Source organism: Virgibacillus sp. LDC-1 (assembly GCF_030137545.1).
In the GTDB taxonomy this organism is placed as follows: domain Bacteria; phylum Bacillota; class Bacilli; order Bacillales; family Amphibacillaceae; genus LDC-1.
The window spans coordinates 41,974-68,555 of record NZ_JARUVL010000015.1; the positions used below are offsets into that span (position 1 = coordinate 41,974).

20 protein-coding genes are annotated in these 26,582 nt (G+C 40.2%); all 20 read left to right on the forward strand.

Annotation, left to right across the window (positions count from 1 at the left end):
• Nucleotides 1-5 precede the first annotated feature (5 nt).
• On the forward strand, nucleotides 6-2,225 hold the full coding sequence (purL, locus tag QBK89_RS12320) for a phosphoribosylformylglycinamidine synthase subunit PurL (RefSeq protein ID WP_284141359.1): 2,220 nt from the start codon (nucleotides 6-8) through the stop codon (nucleotides 2,223-2,225).
• A 21-nt stretch (nucleotides 2,226-2,246) separates the two neighbouring features.
• The gene (gene purF / locus QBK89_RS12325) at nucleotides 2,247-3,614 is read left to right on the forward strand and encodes an amidophosphoribosyltransferase (RefSeq protein ID WP_284141360.1); all 1,368 of its coding nucleotides are present in this window, start codon (nucleotides 2,247-2,249) and stop codon (nucleotides 3,612-3,614) included.
• A 24-nt stretch (nucleotides 3,615-3,638) separates the two neighbouring features.
• Nucleotides 3,639-4,658, forward strand: coding sequence for a phosphoribosylformylglycinamidine cyclo-ligase (gene purM, locus QBK89_RS12330; RefSeq protein ID WP_284141361.1), 1,020 nt, complete (start codon nucleotides 3,639-3,641; stop codon nucleotides 4,656-4,658).
• Nucleotides 4,652-5,227 (forward strand): phosphoribosylglycinamide formyltransferase, encoded by a 576-nt coding sequence (gene purN / locus QBK89_RS12335; RefSeq protein ID WP_284141362.1) that lies wholly within the window; start codon nucleotides 4,652-4,654, stop codon nucleotides 5,225-5,227. Before purM ends, purN begins: the two co-directional genes overlap by 7 nt.
• Nucleotides 5,228-5,390: 163 nt before the next feature.
• Nucleotides 5,391-6,923 (forward strand): bifunctional phosphoribosylaminoimidazolecarboxamide formyltransferase/IMP cyclohydrolase, encoded by a 1,533-nt coding sequence (gene purH / locus QBK89_RS12340; RefSeq protein ID WP_284141363.1) that lies wholly within the window; start codon nucleotides 5,391-5,393, stop codon nucleotides 6,921-6,923.
• 230 nt (nucleotides 6,924-7,153) lie between these two features.
• A complete protein-coding gene (purD, locus tag QBK89_RS12345; protein WP_284141364.1) occupies nucleotides 7,154-8,407 on the forward strand; it encodes a phosphoribosylamine--glycine ligase in 1,254 nt (417 codons plus the stop codon).
• A 240-nt stretch (nucleotides 8,408-8,647) separates the two neighbouring features.
• A complete protein-coding gene (locus QBK89_RS12350; RefSeq protein WP_284141365.1) occupies nucleotides 8,648-10,387 on the forward strand; it encodes an adenine deaminase C-terminal domain-containing protein in 1,740 nt (579 codons plus the stop codon).
• 306 nt (nucleotides 10,388-10,693) lie between these two features.
• On the forward strand, nucleotides 10,694-11,743 hold the full coding sequence (locus tag QBK89_RS12355; protein ID WP_284141366.1) for a DUF3048 domain-containing protein: 1,050 nt from the start codon (nucleotides 10,694-10,696) through the stop codon (nucleotides 11,741-11,743).
• A 17-nt stretch (nucleotides 11,744-11,760) separates the two neighbouring features.
• The gene (locus QBK89_RS12360; RefSeq protein ID WP_284141367.1) at nucleotides 11,761-12,063 is read left to right on the forward strand and encodes a YerC/YecD family TrpR-related protein; all 303 of its coding nucleotides are present in this window, start codon (nucleotides 11,761-11,763) and stop codon (nucleotides 12,061-12,063) included.
• 197 nt (nucleotides 12,064-12,260) lie between these two features.
• Nucleotides 12,261-12,944: a heptaprenylglyceryl phosphate synthase gene (gene pcrB / locus QBK89_RS12365; protein ID WP_443089780.1), complete on the forward strand. Its 684-nt coding sequence runs from the start codon at nucleotides 12,261-12,263 to the stop codon at nucleotides 12,942-12,944.
• Nucleotides 12,945-13,003: 59 nt separating this feature from the next.
• Nucleotides 13,004-15,229 (forward strand): DNA helicase PcrA, encoded by a 2,226-nt coding sequence (pcrA, locus tag QBK89_RS12370; RefSeq protein WP_284141368.1) that lies wholly within the window; start codon nucleotides 13,004-13,006, stop codon nucleotides 15,227-15,229.
• A 14-nt stretch (nucleotides 15,230-15,243) separates the two neighbouring features.
• On the forward strand, nucleotides 15,244-17,262 hold the full coding sequence (gene ligA / locus QBK89_RS12375; RefSeq protein WP_284141369.1) for an NAD-dependent DNA ligase LigA: 2,019 nt from the start codon (nucleotides 15,244-15,246) through the stop codon (nucleotides 17,260-17,262).
• Between the two features lie 37 nt (nucleotides 17,263-17,299).
• Nucleotides 17,300-18,514: a CamS family sex pheromone protein gene (locus QBK89_RS12380; RefSeq protein ID WP_284141370.1), complete on the forward strand. Its 1,215-nt coding sequence runs from the start codon at nucleotides 17,300-17,302 to the stop codon at nucleotides 18,512-18,514.
• A gap of 162 nt (nucleotides 18,515-18,676) precedes the next feature.
• On the forward strand, nucleotides 18,677-20,230 hold the full coding sequence (pruA, locus tag QBK89_RS12385) for an L-glutamate gamma-semialdehyde dehydrogenase (RefSeq protein ID WP_284141371.1): 1,554 nt from the start codon (nucleotides 18,677-18,679) through the stop codon (nucleotides 20,228-20,230).
• A 244-nt stretch (nucleotides 20,231-20,474) separates the two neighbouring features.
• Entirely contained in the window at nucleotides 20,475-21,740 is a 1,266-nt protein-coding gene (locus QBK89_RS12390; protein WP_284141372.1) for a helix-turn-helix domain-containing protein, read from the forward strand.
• Nucleotides 21,741-21,753: 13 nt separating this feature from the next.
• Complete coding sequence (locus tag QBK89_RS12395; RefSeq protein ID WP_284141373.1) at nucleotides 21,754-21,894, forward strand: hypothetical protein; 141 nt, start codon at nucleotides 21,754-21,756, stop codon at nucleotides 21,892-21,894.
• Nucleotides 21,895-22,251: 357 nt separating this feature from the next.
• Nucleotides 22,252-23,775, forward strand: a complete 1,524-nt coding sequence (putP, locus tag QBK89_RS12400) for a sodium/proline symporter PutP (protein ID WP_284141374.1) — start codon at nucleotides 22,252-22,254, stop codon at nucleotides 23,773-23,775.
• A 301-nt stretch (nucleotides 23,776-24,076) separates the two neighbouring features.
• A complete protein-coding gene (locus QBK89_RS12405) occupies nucleotides 24,077-24,637 on the forward strand; it encodes a TetR/AcrR family transcriptional regulator (protein WP_284141375.1) in 561 nt (186 codons plus the stop codon).
• Nucleotides 24,638-24,737: 100 nt separating this feature from the next.
• Nucleotides 24,738-25,205, forward strand: a complete 468-nt coding sequence (locus tag QBK89_RS12410) for a GNAT family N-acetyltransferase (protein WP_284141376.1) — start codon at nucleotides 24,738-24,740, stop codon at nucleotides 25,203-25,205.
• On the forward strand, nucleotides 25,202-26,551 hold the full coding sequence (locus QBK89_RS12415; RefSeq protein ID WP_284141377.1) for an MATE family efflux transporter: 1,350 nt from the start codon (nucleotides 25,202-25,204) through the stop codon (nucleotides 26,549-26,551). The genes QBK89_RS12410 and QBK89_RS12415 overlap by 4 nt, the downstream gene beginning before the upstream one ends.
• Nucleotides 26,552-26,582 lie beyond the last annotated feature (31 nt).

Genomic DNA, 26,582 nt, shown 5'->3' on the forward strand with positions numbered 1-26,582 from the left:
CGACGATGAAAACAATGCATGTACCGAGTGCAGAGGAAGTTGAAAAAGAAGGCTTGTATCGTGAGATGGGCTTAAGTGATGAAGAGTTCCATCGGATAAAAGAGATTCTAAAGCGACAACCCAATTATACGGAAGTAGGAATTTTTTCAGTCATGTGGTCAGAGCATTGTAGCTATAAAACATCAAAGCCTTTGCTGCGCAAGTTCCCGACAAAAGCGCCACACGTTTTACAAGGTCCAGGTGAAGGAGCTGGAGTCGTTGATATTGGAGATAACCAAGCAGTTGTATTTAAAGTGGAGAGTCATAATCATCCATCCGCTGTGGAGCCATTTGAAGCCGCTGCGACTGGAGTAGGCGGCATTGTTCGTGATGTATTTTCAATGGGAGCAAAGCCAATTGCAGCCTTGAATTCCTTACGCTTTGGCAGTTTAGATTCCACGCGAACCAGAGAGCTTTTTCAAGAAGTAGTACGTGGGATTGCCCATTATGGAAATACAATTGAGGTTCCAACTGTTGGTGGTGAAATTCAATTTGATACGTGCTATGAGGAAAATCCATTAGTGAATGCGATGGTGGTCGGCTTACTTCAGCATGATGAAGTGCAAAAAGGAATTGCAGCAGGAGTTGGCAACCTTGTCATATATGCCGGAGGAGACACGGGCCGAGATGGTATCCATGGGGCTACATTTGCTTCCGATGATTTAGGAGAAGAAGCAGAGACCAATCAGGCTGCCGTTGCTATTGGTAATCCAGAACTAGAGAAGCGGTTAATTTCTGCCTGTTTGGAATCGATTCATTCGGACGCATTAATTGGAATGCAAGATATGGGGGCAGCAGGACTTACTTCGTCAGCAAGTGAAATGGCAAGTAAGGCAGGTACCGGAATTGAAATGAATTTGGACCTCGTTCCGCAGCGTGAAAAGAATATGACCGCATATGAGCTCATGCTCTCTGAATCGCAGGAGCGTATGCTGCTTGTAGTGAAAAAAGGGAGAGAGCAAGAGATTATCGATATTTTCTCTAAGCATGATGTGTCTGCAGTCGTAGTTGGTAAAGTAATCGCGGAAAAAGCATTTCGCATTATCCAACACGGAGAAATGATGGCGGATATCCCAGTTGACGCCTTAGCGGAGGATGCACCTGTTTATGAATTACCTGCAAAGGAAGCGACTTATTATCAGGAGTTTCAAGCAATGCCTGCTTTTCTTCCTAAGGTTGATAACCCTGCAGAAATGCTGCGTACGCTTTTGCAGCAACCGACGATCGCATCGAAGGAATGGGCGTATTCACAATTTGATTCAGAAGCACAGCAGCAAACAATGGTTGGGCCGGGATCAGATGCAGCAGTAGTGAAAATAGCTGATAGTGAAAAAGCAATTGCAATAACAACCGATTGTAATTCACGGTATATTTACCTTGATCCAGAGGTAGGGGGAAGTATTGCGGTAGCAGAGGCAGCAAGGAATCTTGTAGCTTCAGGAGCGAAGCCACTCGCACTAACCGATGGGCTGAACTACGGAAACCCAACGAATCCAGAAGTATTTTGGCAAATGGAAAAAAGTGTAGCTGGTATTAGTAAGGCATGTGACATGCTTGGTACGCCAGTTATTAGTGGAAATGTTTCTTTATATAATCAATCAAAAGGAAAAGCAATTTTTCCAACACCGATTATTGGCATGGTTGGTCTATATACCTCATTAGATCATATTACTCCGAGTCATTTTCAGACGGCAGGCGATCTTATTTACGTAATTGGTGAAACGAAACCTGAGTTTGGTGGTAGTGAGCTTCAATTTGTGTTGGAAGGAAAATATGCTGGGAGAGCTCCAATACTAGATTTGGAAGTAGAGCGAAAACGTCAAGAACAGCTTTTACAAGCCATTGCAGCAGGAATTGTCTCTTCTGCACATGATCTGTCAGAAGGAGGGCTAGCTGTTGCTCTAGCAGAAAGCGTGTTTTCTAAAAAAGAGCTCGGACTCGAGGTAGAGCTAGTAGGTGATAGTACAACACAATTATTTAGTGAAAGCCAGTCACGCTTTGTTGTAACAGTAAAACGCGAGCATAAGGAACAGTTTGAGACATTGCTTGAGAATGGACAGCATATTGGGTATGTAACGGATGATTCAAGAATGATTGTAAAGGTGAATGGTAAGACAGTCATTGAAGAAGAGGTTAAAACGCTCAGCAAGCTATGGCGAGAAGCTATTCCAGCAAAGCTGAAATAAAACAAAAGTGGGGCATGGATAATGTTTGCGATTTGGGGACATGAAAATGCGGCAGAAATTACGTATTACGGGCTTCATGCCCTGCAGCATCGTGGGCAAGATGGGGCTGGCATCGTAACGAGTGATGGGCAACAGCTAAAGCTGCATAAAGAAGTTGGATTAGTAAATGATGTATTTAGTCGTGCCCAATTTGAGCGGCTTAGCGGACGCGCAGCAGTTGGTCATGTTCATTATATTGTAAACGGAGATGGCGGGCTAGATAATGTTCAGCCCCATCTCTTTCATTCTCAGTCTGGGAGTATGGCGTTCGCGCATATCGGTAATGTCATGAATGCACATCAGCTTCGTGGCGAACTAGAAAACGAAGGCAGTATTTTTCAAACAAAGGCAGATACAGAGCTTCTTGCACATCTGATTAAACGGAATGGCAATGCAATTACTGTTGCATCTCTTGCTGATGCGTTAGAGAAAATGATTGGAGCTTATGCTTTTATCGTCTTATCTGAAGAAAGGCTCTACGTTGCCCTTGATCCACATGGTATTCGGCCATTGTCGATAGGTAGGCTTGGTGAAGGCTATGTTGTTGCATCTGAGACATGTGCGTTTGATATTATTGGTGCAACTTTTGAACGTGAAGTATTACCAGGAGAAATTTTAACGATAAGTGATGAGGGTATCGAATCGAACCGCTTTGCGATTCGTGAGCAACGCAAGCTATGTGGGATGGAATATGTTTATTTTTCACGACCAGATAGCAACTTGAATTATGTGAATGTTCACGCTTCTAGGAAGCGCATGGGAATGGAACTGGCAAAGGAAGCGCCAGTAAATGCTGATGTCGTAACAGGTGTACCTGATTCAAGTATTTCTGCTGCAATTGGTTATGCGGAGCAAAGTGGTCTTCCATATGAAATGGGTCTTATTAAGAATCGGTATGTAGGGCGAACATTTATCAAACCCTCGCAGACACTGCGGGAGCAAGGGGTCAAAATGAAGCTATCACCACTGCACAGCATTGTGGAAGGAAAACGCATCGTTATGATCGATGATTCCATTGTTAGAGGAACGACGAGTATGAGAATTGTCCGCATGCTTAAGGAAGCAGGTGCGCTAGAGGTGCATGTACGAATTGCTTCTCCAGCAGTAAAAAACCCTTGTTACTATGGGATTGATATGTCCACGAAGCAGGAATTAATTGCCGCTAACTATTCACTAGAGGGAGTTTGCAAAAAAATAGGTGCTGACAGCCTAGCTTATTTAAGTCCAGAATGCTTAGAACGCGCAATTGTAAAGGATCGGACAATTCATCAAGGCGTTTGTACAGCGTGCTTTACTGGGAATTATCCAGTGGTGGAAAAACAGCTGCAAACAACGTGGAAGCAACAATAATAAAAGGGCTGAGGTGTGAAGAGAATGTCGAATATATATAAAGATGCGGGCGTTGATGTAGAAAAGGGCTATGAAGCGGTTGAGCGAATGAAAAAGCATATTGCAAAAACAACAAGACCAGAGGTTCTCGGGGGAATTGGTGCCTTTGCTGGGTTGTTTGATTTAAGTGGTTTTTCCTACCGTGAGCCAGTACTTGTAACTGGAACAGATGGCGTAGGAACAAAATTAAAGCTTGCAATGGAAATGAATATTCATCACACCGTTGGCATTGACCTTGTAGCAATGTGTGTAAACGATATTATCGCACAAGGAGCACAGCCTTTATTCTTTCTTGATTACATAGCGTGTGGGAAAAATAATCCCGAAAAAATAGAGCAGCTTGTTGCTGGAATTGCGGATGGTTGTATACAAGCAGGTGCTGCCCTTATTGGTGGTGAAACAGCAGAAATGCCGGGAATGTATGAAGCGGATGAATATGATCTTGCAGGGTTTACGGTAGGTATTGCTGAAAAATCAAAGCTGATTACAGGAGATGCCATCACTATCGGTGATCTAGTAATTGGCTTACCATCGAGCGGGCTTCATTCGAATGGATTTTCTCTTGTACGCAAAGTATTGGCAGAAAGTAATCTTCAAGCAATTCCACAAGGCTTTGAAAAAACGTTAGGCGAGATTTTGCTTACCCCAACAAAAATTTATGCAAAGCAAATTGCAGCTATTGCAAAAATAACTACGATAAAAGGGATTTCACACATTACTGGTGGCGGATTTTATGAAAATATCCCTCGTATGCTGCCACAAGGCTTAGGAGTAAAGCTAGATGCTTCCTCTTGGCAGCTGCCAGACATATTTACATATATTCAACAAAGAGGAAATCTTTCTTTAGAGGAAATGGCTGGGGTCTTTAATATGGGAATCGGTATGGCAGTTGTTGTCGATAAGTCGGTAGCGCAAAACGTAGTAGAATGCTTACAGACAGAAGGTGAAATTGCAGCTATTATCGGCGAAGTGATCGAAAAAGAGGGGGTTCAAATACAGTGGTAAAGCAACCGAAAGCTGCTGTGTTTGCTTCTGGAACAGGCAGTAATTTTCAAGCCTTGATGGAATCAACGCTTGCCTGTGACATTTGTATGCTCGTTTGCGATCGTGCGGAGGCCGAGGTTGTTCAGAAAGCACGTCATTTCCAGCTAAGAACAATCCAATTTGATCCAACACGTTTTTTATCAAAGCAAGACTATGAGCAGATGCTCGTAGAGAAGCTACACGAAGAAAAAATAGAATGGATCTTTCTGGCGGGCTATATGCGAATAATAGGTCATATTCTACTTGAAGCATATGAAGGTAAGATTATTAATATTCATCCATCCCTGCTTCCGGCGTTTCCGGGTAAGGATGCAATTCGTCAGGCATGGGATAGAAAAGTGAGAACAACAGGTGTGACCATTCACTTCGTTGACGAAGGAATCGATACGGGAGCGATTATTGCACAGGAATCGGTCGCTATTTCACCAGAGGATACGCTCGATTTACTCGCACAAAAAATACATCAAGTCGAGCATCGCTTGTATCCGAAAACAATTAATCTGTTACTCCATTCGTGTACGAATAAATAGCAATGCAATTAATTGGCCGGATTTATTCAACTGTATGGCTACTATTACTTGAAGAAGCAAGCCAGGAGAAGCTAGGACAGATACAGGCGTATGCCTGCTGTGTATGCGTCCTGCTTTCGTGAAATGTAACGGAATTATAACTATTATATGAGGAGCAAAGACAATGAAAAAACGTGCACTAATTAGTGTCTCAGACAAACAAGGCATCACTGATTTTGCTAAGCAGTTAGTAGAATTCGGCTATGAGATAATTTCAACAGGTGGAACGTTAACAGCGCTCCAAAAAGCTGGTATACCGGCGATTTCTGTAGAAGATATTACTGGTTTTCCAGAAATACTAGATGGAAGAGTGAAGACGCTACACCCATTTATTCATGGTGGTATCTTAGCGAAGCAAGCAAATCCTGAGCATGTAAGCCAGTTAAAAGCACATTCTATTGAACGAATTGATATCGTCATCGTTAATTTATACCCATTTAAACAGACACTCCTAAACAAGGAAGCTACTCGAGCAGATAAAATAGAAAATATTGATATTGGTGGGCCTACAATGCTCCGTGCAGCTGCCAAAAACTATGAGAATATTACTGTTGTTGTCGATCCAGCAGATTATTCCCGCGTCTTAGAAGCACTGAAGAATAATAAAGTACATGACGAGCTCCGGAAACAGCTTGCAGCTAAAGTGTTTCGTCATACCGCAAATTATGATGCCATGATTTCTGGCTTTTTTAACGAAATAACCAATGATGAATTCCCGGAAACATACACGGCTACCTATGAAAAGGTACAAACGTTGCGCTATGGAGAAAATCCACATCAGCGTGCAGCATTTTATCGTGATCCACGGCAAGAAGTATTAAGTATCGCGGCAGCCAAGCAGCTTCATGGAAAAGCACTTTCCTATAATAACATTCAGGATGCAAATGCTTGCTTGGAAATTATTAGCGAATATAAGGAACCTGCAGTTGTTGCGGTAAAGCATATGAACCCGTGTGGCATTGGAGTAGCTGATTCCTTGTACGCTGCTTTTCAAAAAGCATATGCAGCAGATCCAATCTCTATTTTTGGAGGGATTGTTGCGGCAAACAAGGAAATCGACCAATCAATTGCTGAGCAATTAAGCAATATTTTCCTTGAGATTATCATCGCACCAAGCTTTACAGAGGAAGCACTTGCTTTGTTAACAACAAAGAAAAACATCCGTTTATTGACCCTATCGATGGACGAACTTCCTTCAATGAGCCATAAGCTTACAAGTGTAAATGGAGGCTTGCTCGTCCAAAGTATGGATCATGCACGTGTGAAGGAAGCTGACCTAGAGTTTGTAACGAGACGAAAGCCAACAGAAGCAGAGCTCTGTGATTTACTGTTTGCTTGGAAAGCAGTAAAGCATGTGAAGTCCAATGCAATTGTACTGGCAAAAAAACAACAAACGGTTGGCATAGGGGCAGGACAGATGAACCGTGTCGGAGCTGCAACTATCGCGATTAACCAAGCTGAAGAGCAGGCAATTGGTGCAGTGCTTGCATCAGATGCATTCTTTCCAATGCCTGATACAGTAGAAGCAGCTGCAAAGGCTGGAATTACTGCCATTATTCAACCAGGTGGATCAAAGCGTGACCAGGATTCGATTGATGTTTGCAACGAAAATGGTATCGCGATGGTGTTTACAAAGATTCGTCATTTTAAACATTAATCGTGGTCGATGATAATGTTCGAAGCAAGCGATAAAAAACAGGGGCAAACCTATTCATTCTCAGAGAATAGAAAAAGCTTTGAAGGTAGAAAAAAGCAAGCTATATATCTGCATCAAAGAGACCTGTGGAAAACGTCCGCTTGTAGTGCAAGTAACGTGTAATAATTTATAGAGTAAGACGTACTAAGCGGAAAATAGTGTTTAAACATCATATACAAGGAGGCATATGCATGAAGGTGTTAGTTGTAGGACGTGGGGGAAGAGAGCATAGTATTGCAATGAAGCTGTCAAAGAGTGTCCAGCTTGATAAACTCTATGTTGCACCAGGCAATGCCGGAATGGAAAAAATAGCAGAATGTATACCAATTAAAGAAACGAATATCGAGGGACTGCTCACGTTTGCCAAAGAAAATCAGATTGACCTAACGATTGTCGGACCAGAAAACCCACTCATGGCAGGAATCGCCAATCGCTTTCAGCAAGAACGGCTACCAATTTTTGCACCTACAAAAGAAGCGGCGATAGTAGAAGGAAGTAAAAGCTTTGCTAAAGCATTTATGATGAGACATGCCATTCCTACTGCACAGTATGAAGCATTTACAGATGCAGCGAAAGCGAAGCAATTTGTAAAAGAAAAAGGAGTCCCAATCGTCATTAAAGCGGATGGTCTTGCAGCAGGGAAAGGCGTTGTTGTCGCAGAAACAATCGAGGCAGCCGATGAAGCCATTGATGATATGCTCGTTGCTAAAGCATATGCGGAAGCAGGAAATAAGATTGTAATCGAGGAGTTTTTAGAGGGAAAAGAATTCTCTTTAATGGCATTTGTTCATCATGACAAGGTGTATCCAATGGTGCCTGCTCGTGACCATAAGCGTGCGTTTGATGGTGACAAAGGACCAAATACAGGTGGAATGGGTGCTTATGCGCCTGTTCAGGATGTTGATCAACAAATGCTAGCGTACGCAACTACAGCCGTTTTACAGAAAACGGTCGATGGTCTGAGGGCAGAAAACCGCCCATTTACAGGGATTCTGTATGCGGGGTTAATTCAAACAGCGGAAGGTACAAAGGTGATTGAATTTAATACGCGCTTTGGTGATCCAGAAACGCAGGTTGTTTTACCTTTACTAGAAAATGATTTGCTGCAAGTGCTGACAGATGTTCTCGCAGGCAATAATCCGCATTTATCGTGGGCACAAGAAACGTGTATAGGAGTCGTATTAGCAGCAGAAGGCTATCCAGAGCAATATAAAAAGGATGCGCCTGTTCCAGAACTTCTCGAGGATGGGTCCTTTATTGTTTATGCAGGAGTGAAGCAGACAAAAGCTGATGCCCGTTTGACTTCTGATGGTGGTCGGGTCCTCCTTGTTGGAGCAAAGCATGCGAATATACAAGAAGCAAGAAAAAATGTATATCGCACATTAGCGCTTTGCTCAGACCAAAACTCGTTTTTTTACCGTCAAGATATTGGGCAGGAGCTATAAGAAACAGAAAAGCTACATAAGATTACCTTGATGTGTCGTTATATATATGCGGCACTTTCTTTTATTCTCGTACGAACAAGCTTGACGCTATCAAAGGAGAATCCTACCTTTTTTAGGAAAGAAAAGAGATTCCGCAATTTGTCACAAAAAGTTTACTTTCATTCTTCAAAACTTTACAGTGTAAAAGCATAAAGTGTGTTAAACTAGAAAAAATCACAAAAATCACTGGAGAGTTGTTTTATGATGGAGAATTGGAATTGGAGAAATCGAGAATTACGAAAGCATGTTAGCGTTTTAGATGGGATCACATCTCCGACATTAGTTCTCACAAATGCTGTTTATTTAAATATGTATACGAAAGCATGGCTAGAGGCTAATATTTGGATTTATGATGAACGGATTGTATACGTAGGTGATGCAATGCCATCTCAGCAACAAGGAACAGAAATCGTGGATTGTACAGGTAAGTATCTTGTTCCAGGGTATATTGAACCACATGCACATCCCTTCCAATTATATAATCCAGAAGAACTTGCATATCATGCCGCTAAATTTGGTACCACAACCCTTGTTAGTGATAGCTTAATGTGGCATTTTTTAATGGATGACAAGAAAGCGTTTTCTTTATTGGATGCGTTTCAAAAGCTACCAATATCGATGTATTGGTGGGCGCGATATGATTCGCAAACTGCTTTACAGGATGAGGAAAAGCTGTTTAATACGAGAACTGTCCTTGATTGGTTAGCACATCCTGCTGTACTGCAAGGAGGAGAGCTTACTTCATGGCCAAATCTCTTAAATGGTGATGATCGGTTACTGTATTGGATTCAAGAAACAAAGCGACTTGGCAAACCAGTTGAAGGCCATTTTCCAGGGGCATCAGAAGAAACATTAACAAAGCTAAAGCTTTTAGGGGCGAGTGGGGATCATGAGTCTATCTCTGGAAAGGATATTGTCAAAAGACTGCAGCTCGGTTATGAGGTTGGCTTACGCTATTCTTCTATTCGACCTGACCTGCCAAAGCTTATTTCTGAAATGCTACAAGAGCAGCTGACGACCTTTGACCATCTGACAATGACAACAGATGGGGCAACACCTGCTTTTTATGAACGTGGATTATTAAATGTTTGTATTGAAATTGCAATTGAAAATGGGCTGCCAGTTGAAGAAGCGTATCGAATGGCTTCCTTTAACGCGGCAAAGCATTTACGAATGGAAGAACAGCTCGGCAGCATCGCTCCTGGACGCGTCGCACATATAAATATGTTAGCGGCGAAGGATAATCCACACCCGGTAGATGTCATCGCAAAAGGAAAATGGCTTGTTCGAAATGGCGAAGAAGTGGAGCGTGCACTAACGATAGATTGGCAAGATTATGGGATCGATTCATTTGCCGTGGATTGGGATCTTACAATACATGATTTACAATTCTCATTACCACTTGGATTAGAGATGGTGAATGACGTTATTATGAAGCCATATGTGATTCAAACAGATCTCACGCCAGATATTCTGCCAGATAACCGACAAGATGCTTTTTTACTTCTTTTGGACAGGGAAGGAAAGTGGCGCGTTAATACGACAATAAAAGGATTTACAAACCGTCTAGGAGCAATTGCTAGCTCGTATTCTACAACAGGTGATATTGTCTTTATTGGCAAGAGTAAGCCAGATCTCCTTCTCGCTTGGAAAAGAATGAAAGCGATTGGTGGAGGAATTGTTGTTGTGCATCAAGGAGAGGTGCTTATCGAAATTCCACTTACACTAGGTGGGGTTATGTTTGATGGGGGAATGGAAGCATTAATTGCCAAGGAAAAAGAGTTGAAGCAGCATTTAGAAGCATTTGGTTATCCATTTGCTGATCCGATATATAGTATCTTATTTTTATCCTCTACGCATTTGCCTTATATTCGTATTACCCAGCAAGGGATTATGGATATAAAGAAAAAAGCTGTCCTCTTCCCAGCTACGATGCGATAGCATATAATAGAAGCTGAGCTATTCAATTAGTCTAGCTTCTGTTATTTGCTTTTACTTCATTTGCAGAAGCGAAGCTGGGGAAACAGTTTTTTTATGATCAAGCGGTTGAAAAAGGGTGAGAATCCTTGAAATAGCGTCCGTTAAAACTCCCTACTGATTTAAATAAGCTCTTGTAGATACGATAGATTTTTTTAGGAAGCGTGTGTGCATTTATCCCTGAAAATTAAACGACAATCAAGCGAGGCTTATTTGATAAAAAAATAACATAGAATTAAAAAATCAACTTTAGTAGAAGGTGTTGGGGAAATGAAAAAATGGGTATCAATTTTATTCGTAGTTGCTATTACGGTATTTGCATTGACAGCATGCTCCAAGGACGATCAAAAAGCAGAAGACAATGAAGACAGAGAGAATAAGGTTTCGGAAAAGTCTCAAGCACCTAAGGATGTGTATCCGTTAACTGGGATTGGAACAAATGAAAAAGTGGATCAACGAATTGTTGGTGTGATGGTAAACAATCATTCCAATGCAAGACCACAAACGGGATTATCAAAAGCGGATATCGTTTTTGAAATATTAGCAGAAGGAAAAATCACACGTTTTTTAGCATTATTCCAAAGTGAGCAGCCAGAGGTTGTGGGGCCAGTTCGAAGCGCAAGAGAATACTATTTTGAGTTGGCAAATGGCTATGATGCACTTTATATTTATCATGGTGCTGCTCGATTTGTGGATGACATGATTAAGACACGCGGAATTGAGCATTTAAATGGTGCGTATTATGATAATGACGGACATCTTTTTAAGCGCGAAAGCTTCCGAAAAGCACCGCATAATTCCTATTTACAGTTTGATGCAGTAGTCGATGTTGCAGAAGAAAAGGGTTACGATATGAAACGGAATTATGAGTCATTGCCGTTTTTAACGAAGGATGGAATAAGTGCGCTTGAGGGTGAGCAAGCAGCACATGTTGAAATTGTCTATTCAACAAATCCAATGGAAATTGTAGAATATGATTATGATGAAGCAAGTGGGAAATATAATCGCTCGAATGATCGTGAACAAACCGTAGAATTAGAAACAAAGGAAGCCATTCAAGCAGACAACGTATTTATTATCCAAACGCATCATGAAATCATTGATGATGATGGTAGACGAGCAGTTGACATCGAATCAGGTGGAGAAGCATACTTACTACAAAAAGGAAAGCTTCAGAAGCTGCAATGGGAAAATCGAAATGGCCGAATTCTACCAATAAAGGATGGACAGCCTGTCGGATTCGTACCAGGAAAAACATGGATTAATGTTATTCCGTCAAGCCCTGGATTGGAACAGTCTGTACATGTTTCAAATGAGTAGTGCAGGAGGCGTCTTATATGCAAATTGATAAGTTACGAGGGGAACAGCTAGATCAGCTTTTTGATGCGATTCTCTCATTAAAGGATCGAGAAGAATGCTATCGCTTTTTTGATGATATTGCGACGATGAGTGAAATCCATTCGATTTCTCAGCGGCTTCAGGTTGCCAAAATGCTAACCGAAGGACAAACATATAGTGTCATCGAAAAAGAAACAAAAGCATCCACTGCTACGATATCCCGGGTGCGCAGATGTATTAATTATGGTAGTGACGGGTATAAAATGGTTCTCGATCGTATGAAAAAAAAGAAAGAAAAATAATGGAGGGGCAACCCATAAGTCATGCAAGGCTTATGAGCTGCCCCTTATCGTTTGGTTCTGAATAAAAGCCAATAGATAGACCTCGCTAAATCGTAATCTAGAAGAGGTATTCGAAAAAACTTTTGGTTCTCCTTATTTTCCCCTACCGATTTTTGCTATAATAAACTAATGGATTATGATAATGGAGGTTTAGTCCTTTGTATACAATTAAAAATGAATGGAAGCATATGTTTAAGCTAGATCCAGCAAAGGAAATTTCTGATGAACAGCTGGAGCGGGTATGTGAGTCAGGTACAGATGCGATTATTGTCGGTGGAACAGATGATGTTACATTGGACAATGTGCTCGATTTATTATCAAGCATCCGACGCTATACGGTTCCGTGTATATTAGAGGTTTCGAATATGGAAATGATTACCCCGGGGTTTGATCATTATTTTATCCCGATGGTATTGAATAGCACAGAGAAAAAATGGATGATGGATATCCAGCATGAAGCCATTAAGCAATATAAGGATATCATGGATTGGAATGAAATATTTGTCGAAGGCTATTGTATTCTAAATGAATCGGCGAAAGCCTTTACGACAACAAATTGTACGCTCCCTAATGAAATGGATGTAGAAGCGTATGCTTATATGGTAGAGAATGTATTTCATTTACCGATATTTTATATGGAATATAGCGGTACATATGGTGATCCGCAGCTCGTTGAAAAAGTAAAAGGTCAGCTTGAGGAGACATTGCTATTTTATGGTGGTGGGATCGAAAGTGTGGAACAGGCGAAAGAAATGAAGCAGCATGCGGATGTGATTATTGTAGGAAATAGCCTGTACACGAACTTTGAGGAAGCAATCCGAACAGTAGATGCAGTGAAATAGATTAAATAGTTGCATACAGTTAGATAGAGATTGAACAATTTTTTGGGTGGTGAGCAATAATGAGTCCAGCAACAAATGATTTATTAAAAGGACTAAATAAACAACAACTTGAAGCGGTAAAGCATACAGATGGACCGCTCTTAATTATGGCAGGTGCAGGAAGTGGAAAAACGCGAGTTCTAACACACCGCATTGCTTATTTGATGGAAGAGAAGGGTGTCGCGCCTCGGAATATTTTGGCGATTACCTTTACGAACAAAGCAGCGCGTGAAATGAAAGACAGGGTCGGGAGATTAGTAGGCCCTGAAAGTGAATATATGTGGGTATCAACCTTTCACTCGATGTGTGTACGGATACTGCGAAGAGATATCGATCGCATCGGTTATAATCGTAACTTTACAATTTTGGATAGTGGTGATCAGCTTTCTGTTGTAAAGCAAGTATTAAAGAATTTGAATATTGATCCGAAAAAATTTGATCCGCGTGCAATGCTCGGACAAATTAGTGCGGCTAAAAATGAGCTAGTAACACCAGAAAAATTTGCAGAACAGGTTGGCGATTTTTATAATCGGCAGGTTTCCAACGTGTACACTGCTTATCAAAAAATATTACGAAAAAACCAGTCACTGGATTTTGATGATTTAATCATGCAGACGATTCACTTGTTTCAACGTGTGCCAGAGGTTTTGGAATATTATCAGCGACGCTTTCAATACATTCATGTGGATGAGTATCAAGATACGAACCATGCACAATATTATTTAGTAAAACAGCTTGCCAGTCGTTTTCAAAACATTTGTGTGGTTGGGGACTCTGACCAGTCTATTTATCGTTGGCGAGGAGCCGATATTACGAACATTCTTACCTTTGAAAAAGACTATCCAGCTGCACAATCGATTTTTCTCGAGCAAAATTATCGCTCGACGAAGTCTATATTACAGGCGGCAAATAAAGTAATCAGCAATAATTCTAGTCGCAAGCCGAAAAATCTGTGGACAGAAAACCCGGATGGACAAAAAATTACGTATTTCCAAGGCGCAACGGAACAGGAAGAAGCGCTTTACGTAACAGATAAAATCCAAGCATTAGTTCGAGAAGAAGGCTATAAGCCGAGCGATATCGCGATATTATATCGAACAAACGCGCAATCACGTGCAATTGAGGATACGTTTGTTAAATCAGGTGTAAGCTATCAAATGGTTGGTGGCACGAAATTCTACGATCGTAAAGAGATTAAAGACATGATTGCGTATTTACGATTAATTACGAATCCAGATGATGACATTAGCTTTGAACGAGTAGTGAACGAGCCAAAGCGCGGGGTTGGAAAAACCTCTATCGATCGTTTGCGGGTTTATGCAATGGAACACGGGATTTCGTTTTATGATGCAGTAAAGGAAGTTGATTTTACCGGTGTATCGAAAAAGGCGGCAAATGCGCTCGCAGCGTTTGGTGACCTTATTCGAACACTCCATGAGCAACAAGAATTTTTAACAGCAACCGACATGGTAGAAGCTGTATTAACCCGCTCTGGCTATGAAGAAATGCTGAAAAACGAACGGACAATTGAAGCACAAAGTCGTTTAGAAAACCTTGAGGAATTTATGACGGTTACTCAGGATTTCGAAAAAAACGCGGCCGACAAAACATTAATTGCCTTTTTAACAGACCTTGCTTTAATTGCGGATATTGATCGGGTCGACGAAGCAGATCCTGATAATAACGAAAAAATAACATTGATGACATTACACGCAGCGAAAGGATTGGAATTCCCAGTCGTATTCTTAATTGGGATGGAGGAAAATGTATTCCCACATAGTCGTTCGTTATTTGATGACGACGAGATGGAGGAAGAACGCCGACTTGCTTATGTTGGAATAACAAGAGCAGAACAAAAGTTATTTCTTACACACGCAAAAATGCGTACCTTATATGGAAGAACAAATATGAATCCAATTAGTCGATTCATTAATGAAATCCCTGAAGAGCTCATGGATGGAATCGAACAAGCACGAACAACAATGTTTGGAAATGCTTTTGCAAATCGAAGAACGCAGGGACAGCCTGCTTCATTAAAGCGAAAAGCGCAAAAACTCCAAACAACAACAGGTGCAGAAAGCGAAACATGGCAGCCCGGTGATAAAGCAGCACATAAAAAGTGGGGTGTCGGAACGGTTGTGAAGGTACAGGGAGAAGGCGAAGGAATGGAGCTTGATGTAGCTTTTCCTGCCCCAACAGGAATCAAGCGTTTGCTTGCTAAATTTGCTCCAATAACGAAACAGTAGGGAGGTGCTTGCTGGTGGACAAACAACAAGCACAGGAAAAAATCCAAGCATTACGAGAGGTATTAAATCAATATAGCTACGAGTACCATGTGCTCGATAAGCCAACTGTTCCTGATGCAGAATATGATGAAAAGCTACAGGAGCTGCGGCAGCTGGAGGAAGCTTTTCCAGAACTAATAACAGCTGATTCACCTACACAGCGAGTAGGGGATAAGCCGTTAGAAGGATTTACAAAAGTAGAGCATTCGATCCCAATGCTTAGTCTTGGTAATGCATTTAACGAACAGGATTTGCACGATTTTGCGCGTCGAGCTAGTCAAGGAACCGATACGCCTCCTACGTATGTTTGTGAATTGAAAATTGATGGCTTAGCGGTATCCTTACGTTATGAAAATGGGCAATTTGTTCAAGGTTCTACCCGTGGGGACGGGACAGTCGGTGAAGATATTACGAGCAATTTACGTACAATCAATAGTATTCCTTTATCGATAAAGGATAAGCATACAATCGAAGTGCGTGGCGAAGCCTATATGCCGCATCAATCCTTTTTAAAACTGAATAAAGCACGGGAAGAAAATGGGGAGGAGCTTTTTGCGAATCCGCGCAATGCTGCTGCTGGATCGTTACGTCAATTAGATCCCAAAATTGCAGCCTCCCGCAGTCTGGATGTTTTTTTGTATGGTGTAGGTGAATGGGAGGGTAAGCAGCTTGCTTCTCATAGTGAACGTTTAACTTATTTTAAGGAATTAGGTTTCAAAACGAACCCAGAATGGAAGAAATGCAGCACGATTGAAGAAGTCATCGATTATATAAACTATTGGACAGAGGCGCGTCCTAACCTGAATTATGAAATTGATGGCATTGTTGTAAAAGTTGATAACATTGCACAGCAGGAGGAGCTTGGCTACACTGCAAAAAGTCCGCGCTGGGCGATAGCATATAAATTTCCTGCTGAAGAGGTAATGACGACCCTTCGAGACATTGAATTAAGTGTTGGGAGAACAGGAGTAATTACACCAACGGCGATTCTTGATCCAGTGAAGGTGGCTGGTACGACCGTGCAACGGGCTTCATTACATAATGAGGACCTGATTCGTGAAAAAGACATTCGTATTGGTGATCCTGTTGTTGTGAAAAAAGCAGGCGATATTATTCCAGAAGTTGTCCGCGTTATTACAGAAAAACGAACAGGGAATGAGCAGCCGTTTTCCATGCCAACGGAGTGTCCAGCATGTGATAGTGAGCTTGTCCGTCTTGATGGAGAAGTCGCCTTACGCTGTATGAATCCGAATTGTCCTGCGCAATTGCAGGAAGGGCTTATTCACTTTGTTTCTCGGAATGCAATGAACATTGATGGACTTGGAGAAAAGGTTATTAGCCAGTTGTTCCGTGAAAAACTGATTCAAACGATTGCCGATGTTTACCGTCTGGAGCGAGAAGCGTTATTATCACTTGAACGGATGGGTGAAAAATCAGTAGATAATTTATTACGGGCTATTGAAGCATCCAAGGAAAACTCCTTAGAAAAACTCTTATTTGGTCTTGGTATTCGATTTATCGGAGCAAAAGCTGCAAAGACGTTAGCGATGGAATTTGAAACAATGGACCAGCTTGCAAATGCAACATATGATGCACTCATTGCAGTGGATGAAATTGGCGAGAAAATGGCCGATGCGGTTGTTCAATATTTTGCAGAAGAAGAGGTTGTTACCTTGCTAAGCGAGCTTCGTGAGCTAGGTGTAAATATGACGTATAAAGGTCCTAAAAAAGCAGCCATTGCTGAGGATGCTGTATTCTCAGGAAAAACAATCGTGTTAACAGGAAAGCTTGAGCAATTTACCCGTCAAGAGGCAAAAGAACGCATTGAAGCACTTGGTGGAAAAGTAACCGGCAGTGTCAGTAAAAGTACCGATATTGTTGTAGCTGGTGAAGCAGCTGGTTCAAAATATGAAAAAGCACAACAGCTTAACATTCCAATTTGGGATGAGGCACAGCTGAAAAATATATTGGAAGCCGAAGAAGAGAAGCAATAAGATGAATAATCAAAGGGAAATAAGGAGCGGGAAGACCGTGAAAAAAATACTGTTCTTGTTAATAAGTATCCTGTTATTTGTAACGAGCTGCGCACCAAAAATTAATGATGATGAAGTGCTTCAAAATGAAAAATCAAAGGAAGAAGCTTCAATTGTTCCGAGCTATCAGCTATCAAAGAATAATTATCGCATGATTCTTCCTTACCGTCCGAGTGAAGCAAGAGGTGTCATCGTCAATCAATTAGCAAATCGAGTTGATATCGATTCCATGGAAGAAGGACTCAGAAGACATTCCAAAGAATACTTTGATCCTGAAAAATATTATTTTGAAGAAGGGCAGTATTTAAAAAAGGATGTCGTCTATAATTGGTTAGAACGTAAGCTAACAAAGGAAGAGCTAGAGAAAGCGGTAAAGAAAGAGATAGCCCGATTAAAGAAAGCAGAAATGACAGTAAATGAAGAGAGAATTCGAGAAAAGCTACAGCTCGGATTAAACCCAGCAATAGCCGATGAGGAAAATAAGGAATTGCAGGAGAAGTACCCTAAATATCTTTCTCATATATTGGAGCAAAACTTTCTGGAAAAGAAGGAAGATAATACGGTGCAAATAGTTGGATTATCGCTTGGTATTTCAATGAAGTCCGTATATCGTTTTTCAACGGAAACGGGTGGTCCTTATTATAAGGATATTTCCAAAAAGAAAATGCTGGAAGAAGCGAATAAAATTGCGAAAACTGTTTTAGAACGGGTTAGAAAAACCGAGGGCTTAGAAAAAGTACCGGTTATGATTGCAATTTATCGGGAAGCAAGCCAGGATTCCCCTGTACCAGGAAACTTTGTCGCAAAAACCTATGTGGAAAAGGGACATAATTCAATCGATAAGTGGGAGTCGATTCAAGAGGAACATATATTATTCCCATCAAACAAGGCGAACGAAGCATATTTTGATGATGCGCAGCTGATAAAAAGCTTTACAGATCAAATATCCAAATACTTTCCGAACTATGTTGGGGTAATTGGTGAAGGTTTTTATATAAATAAGGAATTAAGAAAGCTGACCATTGATATACCGATTGAATTTTATGGTAAGGCAGAGGTTATTGGCTTTACACAATATACGTATGGCGTGGTGAAAGAGCTTTTTCCTGATCATTATGAGCTAGAAATCAATGTAACATCAAGTGCCCAGCAGGAAAGCTTAATCTATCGCCAACCAGGAGAAAAGAATCCGGTTGTTCATATTTTTCACTAAATTCGAAGAAATATGCTAGATTCATTGAAGCATATGATTATTTCCGTTAAAATAAGGAGTGGATATTCCACTCCGTTTTTTTATGATGCTTTATTGATATTGAAGTTCAACAAGAAAATGGATGGCTGGAATAAACCGGATAAATTTCAAGGGGGTTTTTTCATGGTAGTACCATACAAGCATGAGCCTTTTACAGATTACACCGTAGAGGAAAATAAGCAGCAGCTGCTAGATGCTTTGAAAAAAGTAGAAGCAGAGCTTGGAAAAGAATATCCGCTCATCATTGGTGGAGAACGGATTACAACGGATGAAAAAATAAAAGTTGTGAATCCTGCTAATAAAGCAGAAGTTATTGGCTACGTTTCGAAAGCAAATAAAGCGCTTTCAGAAAAAGCGATGCAGGTTGCCAGTGAAACGTTTGAGAAAACATGGAGAAAATCTGATCCTACATTTCGAGCAGATATTTTATTCCGTGCTGCTGCTATTGTTCGTCGTCGCAAGCTAGAATTTACGGCACATCTTATTAAAGAAGGTGGGAAGCCGTGGAAAGAAGCAGATGCGGATGTAGCAGAAGGAATCGACTTTCTTGAATATTATGGACGTCAAATGTTGAGAATTAAAGACGGTGTAGAGGTAGAAAGTCGTCCAATTGAATATAATCAGTTTCATTACATTCCATTAGGAGTTGGTCTAGTAATCTCTCCTTGGAACTTCTTATTCGCAATTATGGCAGGTACAACCGTTGCTGCAATGGTAACAGGAAATACCGTATTATTAAAGCCAGCGAGCACAACACCAGTTATTGCCTATAAGCTCATGGAGGTGCTTGAGGAAGCAGGAATGCCAGCAGGTGTAGTTAACTACATTCCTGGCCCAGGCTCTGAAGTAGGGGACTTCCTAGTAGACCATCCGAAAACGCGCTTTGTTAGCTTTACTGGATCACGTCAAGTTGGTACACGTATTTTCGAACGTGCTGCAGTGGTTCATGAAGGGCAAAAATGGTTAAAGCGTACGATTATTGAAATGGGTGGAAAAGATACGATTGTTGTTGATAATGAAGCAGATCTTGAGCTTGCAGCACAATCGATTGTACAATCTGCATTCGGTTTCTCAGGTCAGAAATGTTCTGCCTGCTCACGTGCCGTTATTCATGCCGATGTATATGATCAAGTGAAGAATCGCGTTGTCGAGCTGACAAAAGAATTAACGGTTGGTAACCCAGCTGATCCAAGTAACTTGTTTATGGGGCCGGTCATTGACCAAGCTGCATATGATAAGATTTTGAGTTATATCGAAATCGGTAAAAAAGAAGGACAGCTTCTTGTTGGTGGTGAGGGAGACGATAGCAATGGTTGGTTTATTAAGCCAACGGTATTTGCTGATGTAGATCCACAAGCTAAAATTATGCAAGATGAAATTTTTGGTCCTGTCGTTGCTTTAACAAAGGCAAAGGATTTTGATGAGGCAATTGAAATTGCTAATAATACGGAGTATGGATTGACAGGTGCTGTTATTACAAATAATCGGGCACATTTAGAACAAGCCCGTCAAGATTTCCACGTAGGAAACTTATACTTTAACCGTGGTTGTACGGCAGCAATTGTTGGTTATCAGCCATTTGGCGGCTTCAACATGTCTGGAACGGATTCTAAAGCTGGTGGTCCAGATTACCTAATTCAGCATATGCAAGGAAAAACGACTTCCGAAATGTTTTAAGAAAAAAGTCTTATTTTGTAGAAAGCCTCTTTTATCCAAATAAATGGTAAAAGGGGCCTTTTTTCTGCTGAGAGGTTGACTGATTTTCATGGATTAGGAAAGTAGGAAAGTTTTTATTGGGTTTAACGTCATATAAGCCCCTCAACTTTCCCAATATGAAATATCTGAAAGTATGTTAAAATATAAATAAACACTCAGATGACGATAAATGATTTATGAGTGGAATGACGAGGTGGGTATATAGATGGAAATTGGTGCATTTATAAAGTTGCAGCGCATCAAACAAGAAATGACCCAGGAAGAATTAGCGAGTGGTATTGTCTCCATGTCCTACTTGTCAAAAATTGAAAACATGAAAACCGAGGCTAGTCCAGAAGTAATTAGCATGCTTTGTACCCGACTTGGAATCCAAGTTGACGGGGAGAAGGATGTTACCATCAAAGAAAAGTGTGAAAAATGGTATAATTCACTTTTTGAAGTGAACGACAAGGAAGAGATTACGAAAGGCTACCAAGAATTAAATGAGCTGCTAGGGATAGTAAGATCAGACAGTTTAATGATGTTTGAAATTCATAAGATTAGGTATTTTTTAATCTTAGGTGAGATGTCAAATGCATTAGATCAGATTAATCATCTAAATGAGTTAGCAGGTTCCTTTGATAGCCTTCATAAGTATTATTGGTATAAATTCAAAGGGAATTATAGTTCTGCAAGTGGGAGCTATAATCAAGCGATGCGAATGTATAAGTTGGCAGAAGAAAAACTAGATCTATTGAGATTACCTGAGGAAGAAATAGCCGATTTACATTATATAATTGCTATTACTAATAGCAAATTGAGAAATACGTTGGAAGTAATCGAATATGCTGAAAAGGCTATTGATGTTTACAGAAAGAATTATAATTTTTTACGCTGTGCCCAATGTCATATCGTATTAGGAATTTCGTATAGAAGGTTGAAAATGTATGATAAAGCAATTAAAAATCATAATCTTGCAAAGCATCTTGGTGAGCTAAATAAAAGTAAACAAATTATTCAATTATCTAATCAGAATCTTGGTTATCTGCACTCATCAAAGGGTGAGACAGAAGAGGCAATACATTATTTTGAGGAAGTTGCGAAGGATGAGGAAGTAAATCTTAATGAAAGATTATTAGCTATTACGTCATTAATCAAAGAATATCATAATATATATAATTTTGATAAGGCACGAGAAATCATAGATAAAGCATTGGAACTTTTAGATTTAGGGAAAAATAACGTGCATTATAAATTATATTACTATATTATTCATACTTATAAATTTGCAATCGATGGGGAAGATAAGAAATTTCAAGCGTTGGTTACAGAGGAATTTATACCTTATCTGAAAAAGCAAAAGGACTATGGTAACTTAGTCGTCTATGCGAAAATGCTCGGTAAATATTACGAGGATCAAGGAAGGTATAAAGACTCTGTTAAATACTATAAACTCGCGAATTTAACCTATGAGGATGTAGTGAACTTGTAAAGGGGGGATATTAATGAAAAAGCTTATCGTTTCAATGGCACTAGGAGCTGTTTTAACAGTAGGATTCCTTTTTGCTCAAGATAATCCAGTAGATCTAACAATGGATGCAGAACCTAGTATCTTTTCAGTAGGCAAACCAGTTTATGAATTTTAGTCTTAATTAGTAGCAAGCTTGTCATTAGTTTTTTTACCCTATTACTATAAATGATAGATTGGCCTGAAATAGCGTGGAACCTATTTCAGGCATTTTTTTTATTAGCGGCAAATTTTTAGGGGGAAAAAGTATTTTCAATTTGTAAAATATTTTCTGATTGTTGTGTTATTATGGTATGCAGAAATAATAAAATTGATATTAAAGGAAAGGAGGTACGAAAGAAAAAAATAAAAGGAAGGGGTTTTGTGCATGGAATATGCAATAAGTGGAATGACATGGTTTTGGATATTCGTCCCCATGCCCTTATTAATATTATTATCACTCATTACATTAGTGGCGAGGGGGAGAAAATAAAACATGTCACAAGCAACTTTAATTACGTTTATTGTTTATTTGCTCGTTATGTTATTTATCGGAATTTATATGTATCGTCGAACGAACAATTTATCCGATTATGTCTTAGGTGGTAGAAAGCTTGGTCCTGGTGTAGCGGCGTTAAGCGCTGGTGCTTCTGATATGAGTGGTTGGTTGTTACTAGGCTTACCAGGTGCTATATATGCCTCGGGACTTTCAGAAGCGTGGATGGCGATTGGTTTATCTGTAGGAGCGTATTTGAACTGGCAATTTGTCGCTAAACGATTGCGCATTTACACGGAAGTGTCGAATAATTCGATTACGATACCTGATTTTTTGGCGAATCGATTTAAGGATAATTCACATTTACTCCGAGTTATTTCCGCACTTGTAATTTTATTATTTTTTACATTTTATACATCCTCTGGCATGGTTGCAGGAGCTAAATTATTTGAAGCTTCCTTTGGACTTTCATACCAAAGCGCTTTATGGATCGGAGCCATTGTTGTTGTTTCGTATACCTTATTAGGAGGATTTTTAGCAGTAGCTTGGACAGACTTCATCCAAGGCAGTTTAATGTTTCTCGCATTAATTGTCGTGCCTATTGTAGCCCTTAATCAAATGGGAGGCTGGAATGAAGCGGTACAGGCAGTTGGTAGCATTAATCCAAGTCATCTGAATATGGTGAAAGGGGTTAGTGTCATTGCGATCCTTTCTTCCGTAGCGTGGGGGTTAGGATACTTTGGACAGCCGCACATTATCGTTCGGTTTATGGCGCTTCGTTCACCAAAGGATGTGCCGATGGCTCGCTTTATTGGAACAACGTGGATGATTCTCGGATTATATGGAGCCATTTTTATTGGATTTATTGGCTTGGCCTTTATTAGTACCCAGGATGTTTCCATTCTTAGTCAATTCGGAATAGATGTTGTGACAAAAGATGGGGTACAAATGCTGGCTGACTCTGAGAAAATATTTATTGCCTTCTCACAAATCTTGTTTCACCCAGTAGTAGCAGGGATATTACTTGCGGCTATTTTATCGGCTGTCATGAGCACCATTGATTCGCAGCTGCTTGTCTCTTCATCTGCAGTGGTAGAAGATTTTTACAAGGCGATTTTTCGCAAAAATGCATCTGAAAAAGAATTGGTATGGATGGGTCGTTTAGCTACATTAATTATTGCTTTAATTGCTACGGTGATTGCGATGAATCCAAATAGCTCAGTCCTTGAGCTCGTTAGCTATGCATGGGCAGGATTTGGTGCTGCCTTTGGACCCATTATTATTCTTGCACTGTTTTGGAAAAGAACGACGAGGACAGGAGCATTAGCAGGAATCATTGTCGGCGCGGTAACCGTAATTGTATGGGGGGATTTTTTAGAGGGTGGTATTTACGAATTATATGAAATCTTCCCGGGGTTTATTCTAAACTTGCTCGTAACGATTGTTATCAGCTTATTGGGAACACCAGATCCACGAATTAAAGAGGAATTTGAGGAAACATTAGCGCAACTAAAAGAAAAATAAGGAAACAGATATTTAATACGAAAGAAGAGGCTGGAAAAGAATACATGAGTCATTCATGTAAAATGACTTTATCGAGCAGTTAAAATAGGTGAGAATCCTTTGTTTGCCTGCGGGAAAACCGAGCCAATTTTTAAACTGCGATACTAATGTTCTGATCCAGCCTCATTTTTTTGCATTCGTGGTTTGTTTTCAGAATAAAAGTCATACATAGTTGCTTCATATTACGTTATGCCGTATACTATTTATAAACGCAAGAAACTATTTTTGTTTTTATAGTTTACATGGAGTAGGAGGAGGATAAATGAAAGCTAGAATAATGCAAGCTTTTATAGAAGAGACGCAGGCGAAATCGATGAAATTTACGATGGATGATTTGGCAAAACGGCTCGGAATAAGTAAGCGAACCCTTTATGAGCATTTTTCTTCTAAGACAGATATTCTCGATGCAATCATTGATTCTACTTTAACCGAATTCGATGAAAAAACAGATGCAATTATTCAAGATCGGCAATTGACACTGTTGGAAAAAATAAAGCGAACAATTACGGTCGTTCCGTCATTTAATGAATTTTATGATTGGAAAATTCTTGAGCAAATGAAGAAATCTTATCCTACGCAATGGATTCGTGTGGATAAAGCATTAAATCAATGGGATGCATTACGTGAGTTAATTGAAGAAGGTATCCGTGAAGGGTTGATTGAAAATCATAATGTTTCCTTACTTATCAAGCTCATTATTGATGCGACAAACTCAACACTCGATCGGCAATTCTTTTTAGAAAATCGTTTGACAGTATCAGAAGCATTAGATGAAATCGTGGATGTTTTATTATTTGGTATCATCAAAAAAGAACATGTATGAAGGATCCGGCTATATTTGTCCGGTTTTTTTCCTCCATGTGAAAACTGATAAAACGAAAACAGTTTTCAGGTTTTAAATATGAAGAAGGCGAGATGGAATTATGGACCTCCGAATGTGTGAGGTAACTGCAGAAAATTGGATGGAGATTGCTACTCTATCTGTGAATGAGGATCAAAAGAATTATATTGAAAGTAATGTATTTTCGTTAGCACAATCAAAATTTGAACCACAGTGGAAGTCAATCGGTTTATATGACAGAGAAATACTCGTCGGTTATGCGATGATAGGACGCGATAAATCTAGTGGTAGAGTATGGCTTGACCGTTTTATGATTGATCGCAATCATCAAGGAAACGGATATGCAAGTCGATTTCTACCAATGTTAATTAAAGTAATTAAAGAGCACTACCACTGTGATCATATATATTTAAGTGTATATCCAGACAACGTGCCAGCAAAGCATTTATATGAAAAGTTCGGGTTTAGAGAAAACGGTGAGATGGACGAGGAAGGTATTGTGCAAGGGCTTGTCATGGAACTAGACTTAACGAGGAGAAGTACAGGATGAAAACAACATCTTCTAATTTAAATCAATTGGATACAGAGCCGGTTGGGCGTGTTTTTTTACGCTATTTAATTCCTTCTATGATTGGTATGCTATTAATGGCTGTGAACATCGTTGCAGATGGCATCATGGTTGGTAACCGCTTAGGAGCAGAGGCGTTGGCCGGGGTAGGAATTGCTGCCCCGGTATACACTATTTTCGTGGCGCTCTCGCTTTGGATTGGCATTGGAGCAGCTACTAAATATTCCATGGCAATGGGTGCGAAAAAAACGAAAGAAGCACAGGTTGTTTTTTCGCATGCCATCGTTTCGATTTTTTTACTAACATTTGTCATCGGACTGATTGCCTTTCTATTTCGTGAGCCTCTTGCGTATATGCTCGGCGCAAATGGAGACACGTTTCCGTATGTTTCGGAATATCTCCTTGTGATTTTATTATTCGGCTTTTGTTTTACGATTGAAAACACATTTAGTATTTTTGTTCGAAATGATGGTGGTCCGAATCTAGCGATGGCCGCTTTAGTAATTGGTGCAGTCGCAAACATTCTTCTTAATTATGTCTTTTTATTTAAGCTGAATCTTGGTGTGGCAGGTGCTGCCTTTGCGACCATCATTGCTTCTATAATAGCGATTTTCGTATTGGCAATCCACTTTTTTAAGAAGTCGAGTCATTTAAAGCTTGTTCGATTTGCTTTCCAAAAAAAGCTGTTTTGGCTCATTATTGTAATTGGGTTTCCTAGCTTTCTTTCGGAGATTGGTATTTCGGTATTTACTATTTCCCATAATATCGCTTTTGAGCGAACTGTCGGTACAGACGGTGTTGCGGCATTTTCTATTCTAAACTATGTGCATAGTGTAATGCTTATGATGTTTCTTGGAATGGGAGCAGCCATTCAGCCGCTTATTAGCTATTATCATGGTGCTAAGAATGATGTTCGAAAAAGAGAAACAATGCGCAAGGCGATTTTTACTGCATTTGCTGGAGGAGCGTTCTTTTTCCTTATCGGACAGTTTGCAGCAGGGCCAATCGTTTCTATCTTTGGTGATTTTCCTGAGGCTGTTTCGACGCTCGCTGTTTCAGGAATAAAGCTATTTTTTATCGCCTACTTGTTTACAGGGATCAATTTTGTGATGATGACCTATTATCAATCGGTCGGAATTATTCGCATGGCAGTTTGGATTACGGCTGCCCGGGAAATCATTGTCATGCTAATCTTTTTGCTTATTTTACCGCCGATTCTGGGCATCAGCGGCATCTGGTTAGCGATTCCAGCTTCTGAATTGCTAGTATTTATAAGCATTTATTTGTACCACCGCATGAAAGGAAAACGGATGAAAGAATTCATCTAGAAAATGAAGGAAGGGGAAGCACGGCTAACGT

Excerpts from the sequence above, each read along its gene's own strand:
- purL (WP_284141359.1), top strand. The coding sequence starts at position 6 with ATGAAAACAATGCATGTACCGAGTGCAGAGGAAGTTGAAAAAGAAGGC.
- purF (WP_284141360.1), top strand. The coding sequence starts at position 2,247 with ATGTTTGCGATTTGGGGACATGAAAATGCGGCAGAAATTACGTATTAC.
- purM (WP_284141361.1), top strand. The coding sequence starts at position 3,639 with ATGTCGAATATATATAAAGATGCGGGCGTTGATGTAGAAAAGGGCTAT.
- purH (WP_284141363.1), top strand. The coding sequence starts at position 5,391 with ATGAAAAAACGTGCACTAATTAGTGTCTCAGACAAACAAGGCATCACT.
- purD (WP_284141364.1), top strand. The coding sequence starts at position 7,154 with ATGAAGGTGTTAGTTGTAGGACGTGGGGGAAGAGAGCATAGTATTGCA.
- QBK89_RS12350 (WP_284141365.1), top strand. The coding sequence starts at position 8,648 with ATGATGGAGAATTGGAATTGGAGAAATCGAGAATTACGAAAGCATGTT.
- QBK89_RS12355 (WP_284141366.1), top strand. The coding sequence starts at position 10,694 with ATGAAAAAATGGGTATCAATTTTATTCGTAGTTGCTATTACGGTATTT.
- QBK89_RS12360 (WP_284141367.1), top strand. The coding sequence starts at position 11,761 with ATGCAAATTGATAAGTTACGAGGGGAACAGCTAGATCAGCTTTTTGAT.
- pcrA (WP_284141368.1), top strand. The coding sequence starts at position 13,004 with ATGAGTCCAGCAACAAATGATTTATTAAAAGGACTAAATAAACAACAA.
- pruA (WP_284141371.1), top strand. The coding sequence starts at position 18,677 with ATGGTAGTACCATACAAGCATGAGCCTTTTACAGATTACACCGTAGAG.
- QBK89_RS12390 (WP_284141372.1), top strand. The coding sequence starts at position 20,475 with ATGGAAATTGGTGCATTTATAAAGTTGCAGCGCATCAAACAAGAAATG.
- QBK89_RS12395 (WP_284141373.1), top strand. The coding sequence starts at position 21,754 with ATGAAAAAGCTTATCGTTTCAATGGCACTAGGAGCTGTTTTAACAGTA.
- putP (WP_284141374.1), top strand. The coding sequence starts at position 22,252 with ATGTCACAAGCAACTTTAATTACGTTTATTGTTTATTTGCTCGTTATG.
- QBK89_RS12405 (WP_284141375.1), top strand. The coding sequence starts at position 24,077 with ATGAAAGCTAGAATAATGCAAGCTTTTATAGAAGAGACGCAGGCGAAA.
- QBK89_RS12410 (WP_284141376.1), top strand. The coding sequence starts at position 24,738 with ATGGACCTCCGAATGTGTGAGGTAACTGCAGAAAATTGGATGGAGATT.
- QBK89_RS12415 (WP_284141377.1), top strand. The coding sequence starts at position 25,202 with ATGAAAACAACATCTTCTAATTTAAATCAATTGGATACAGAGCCGGTT.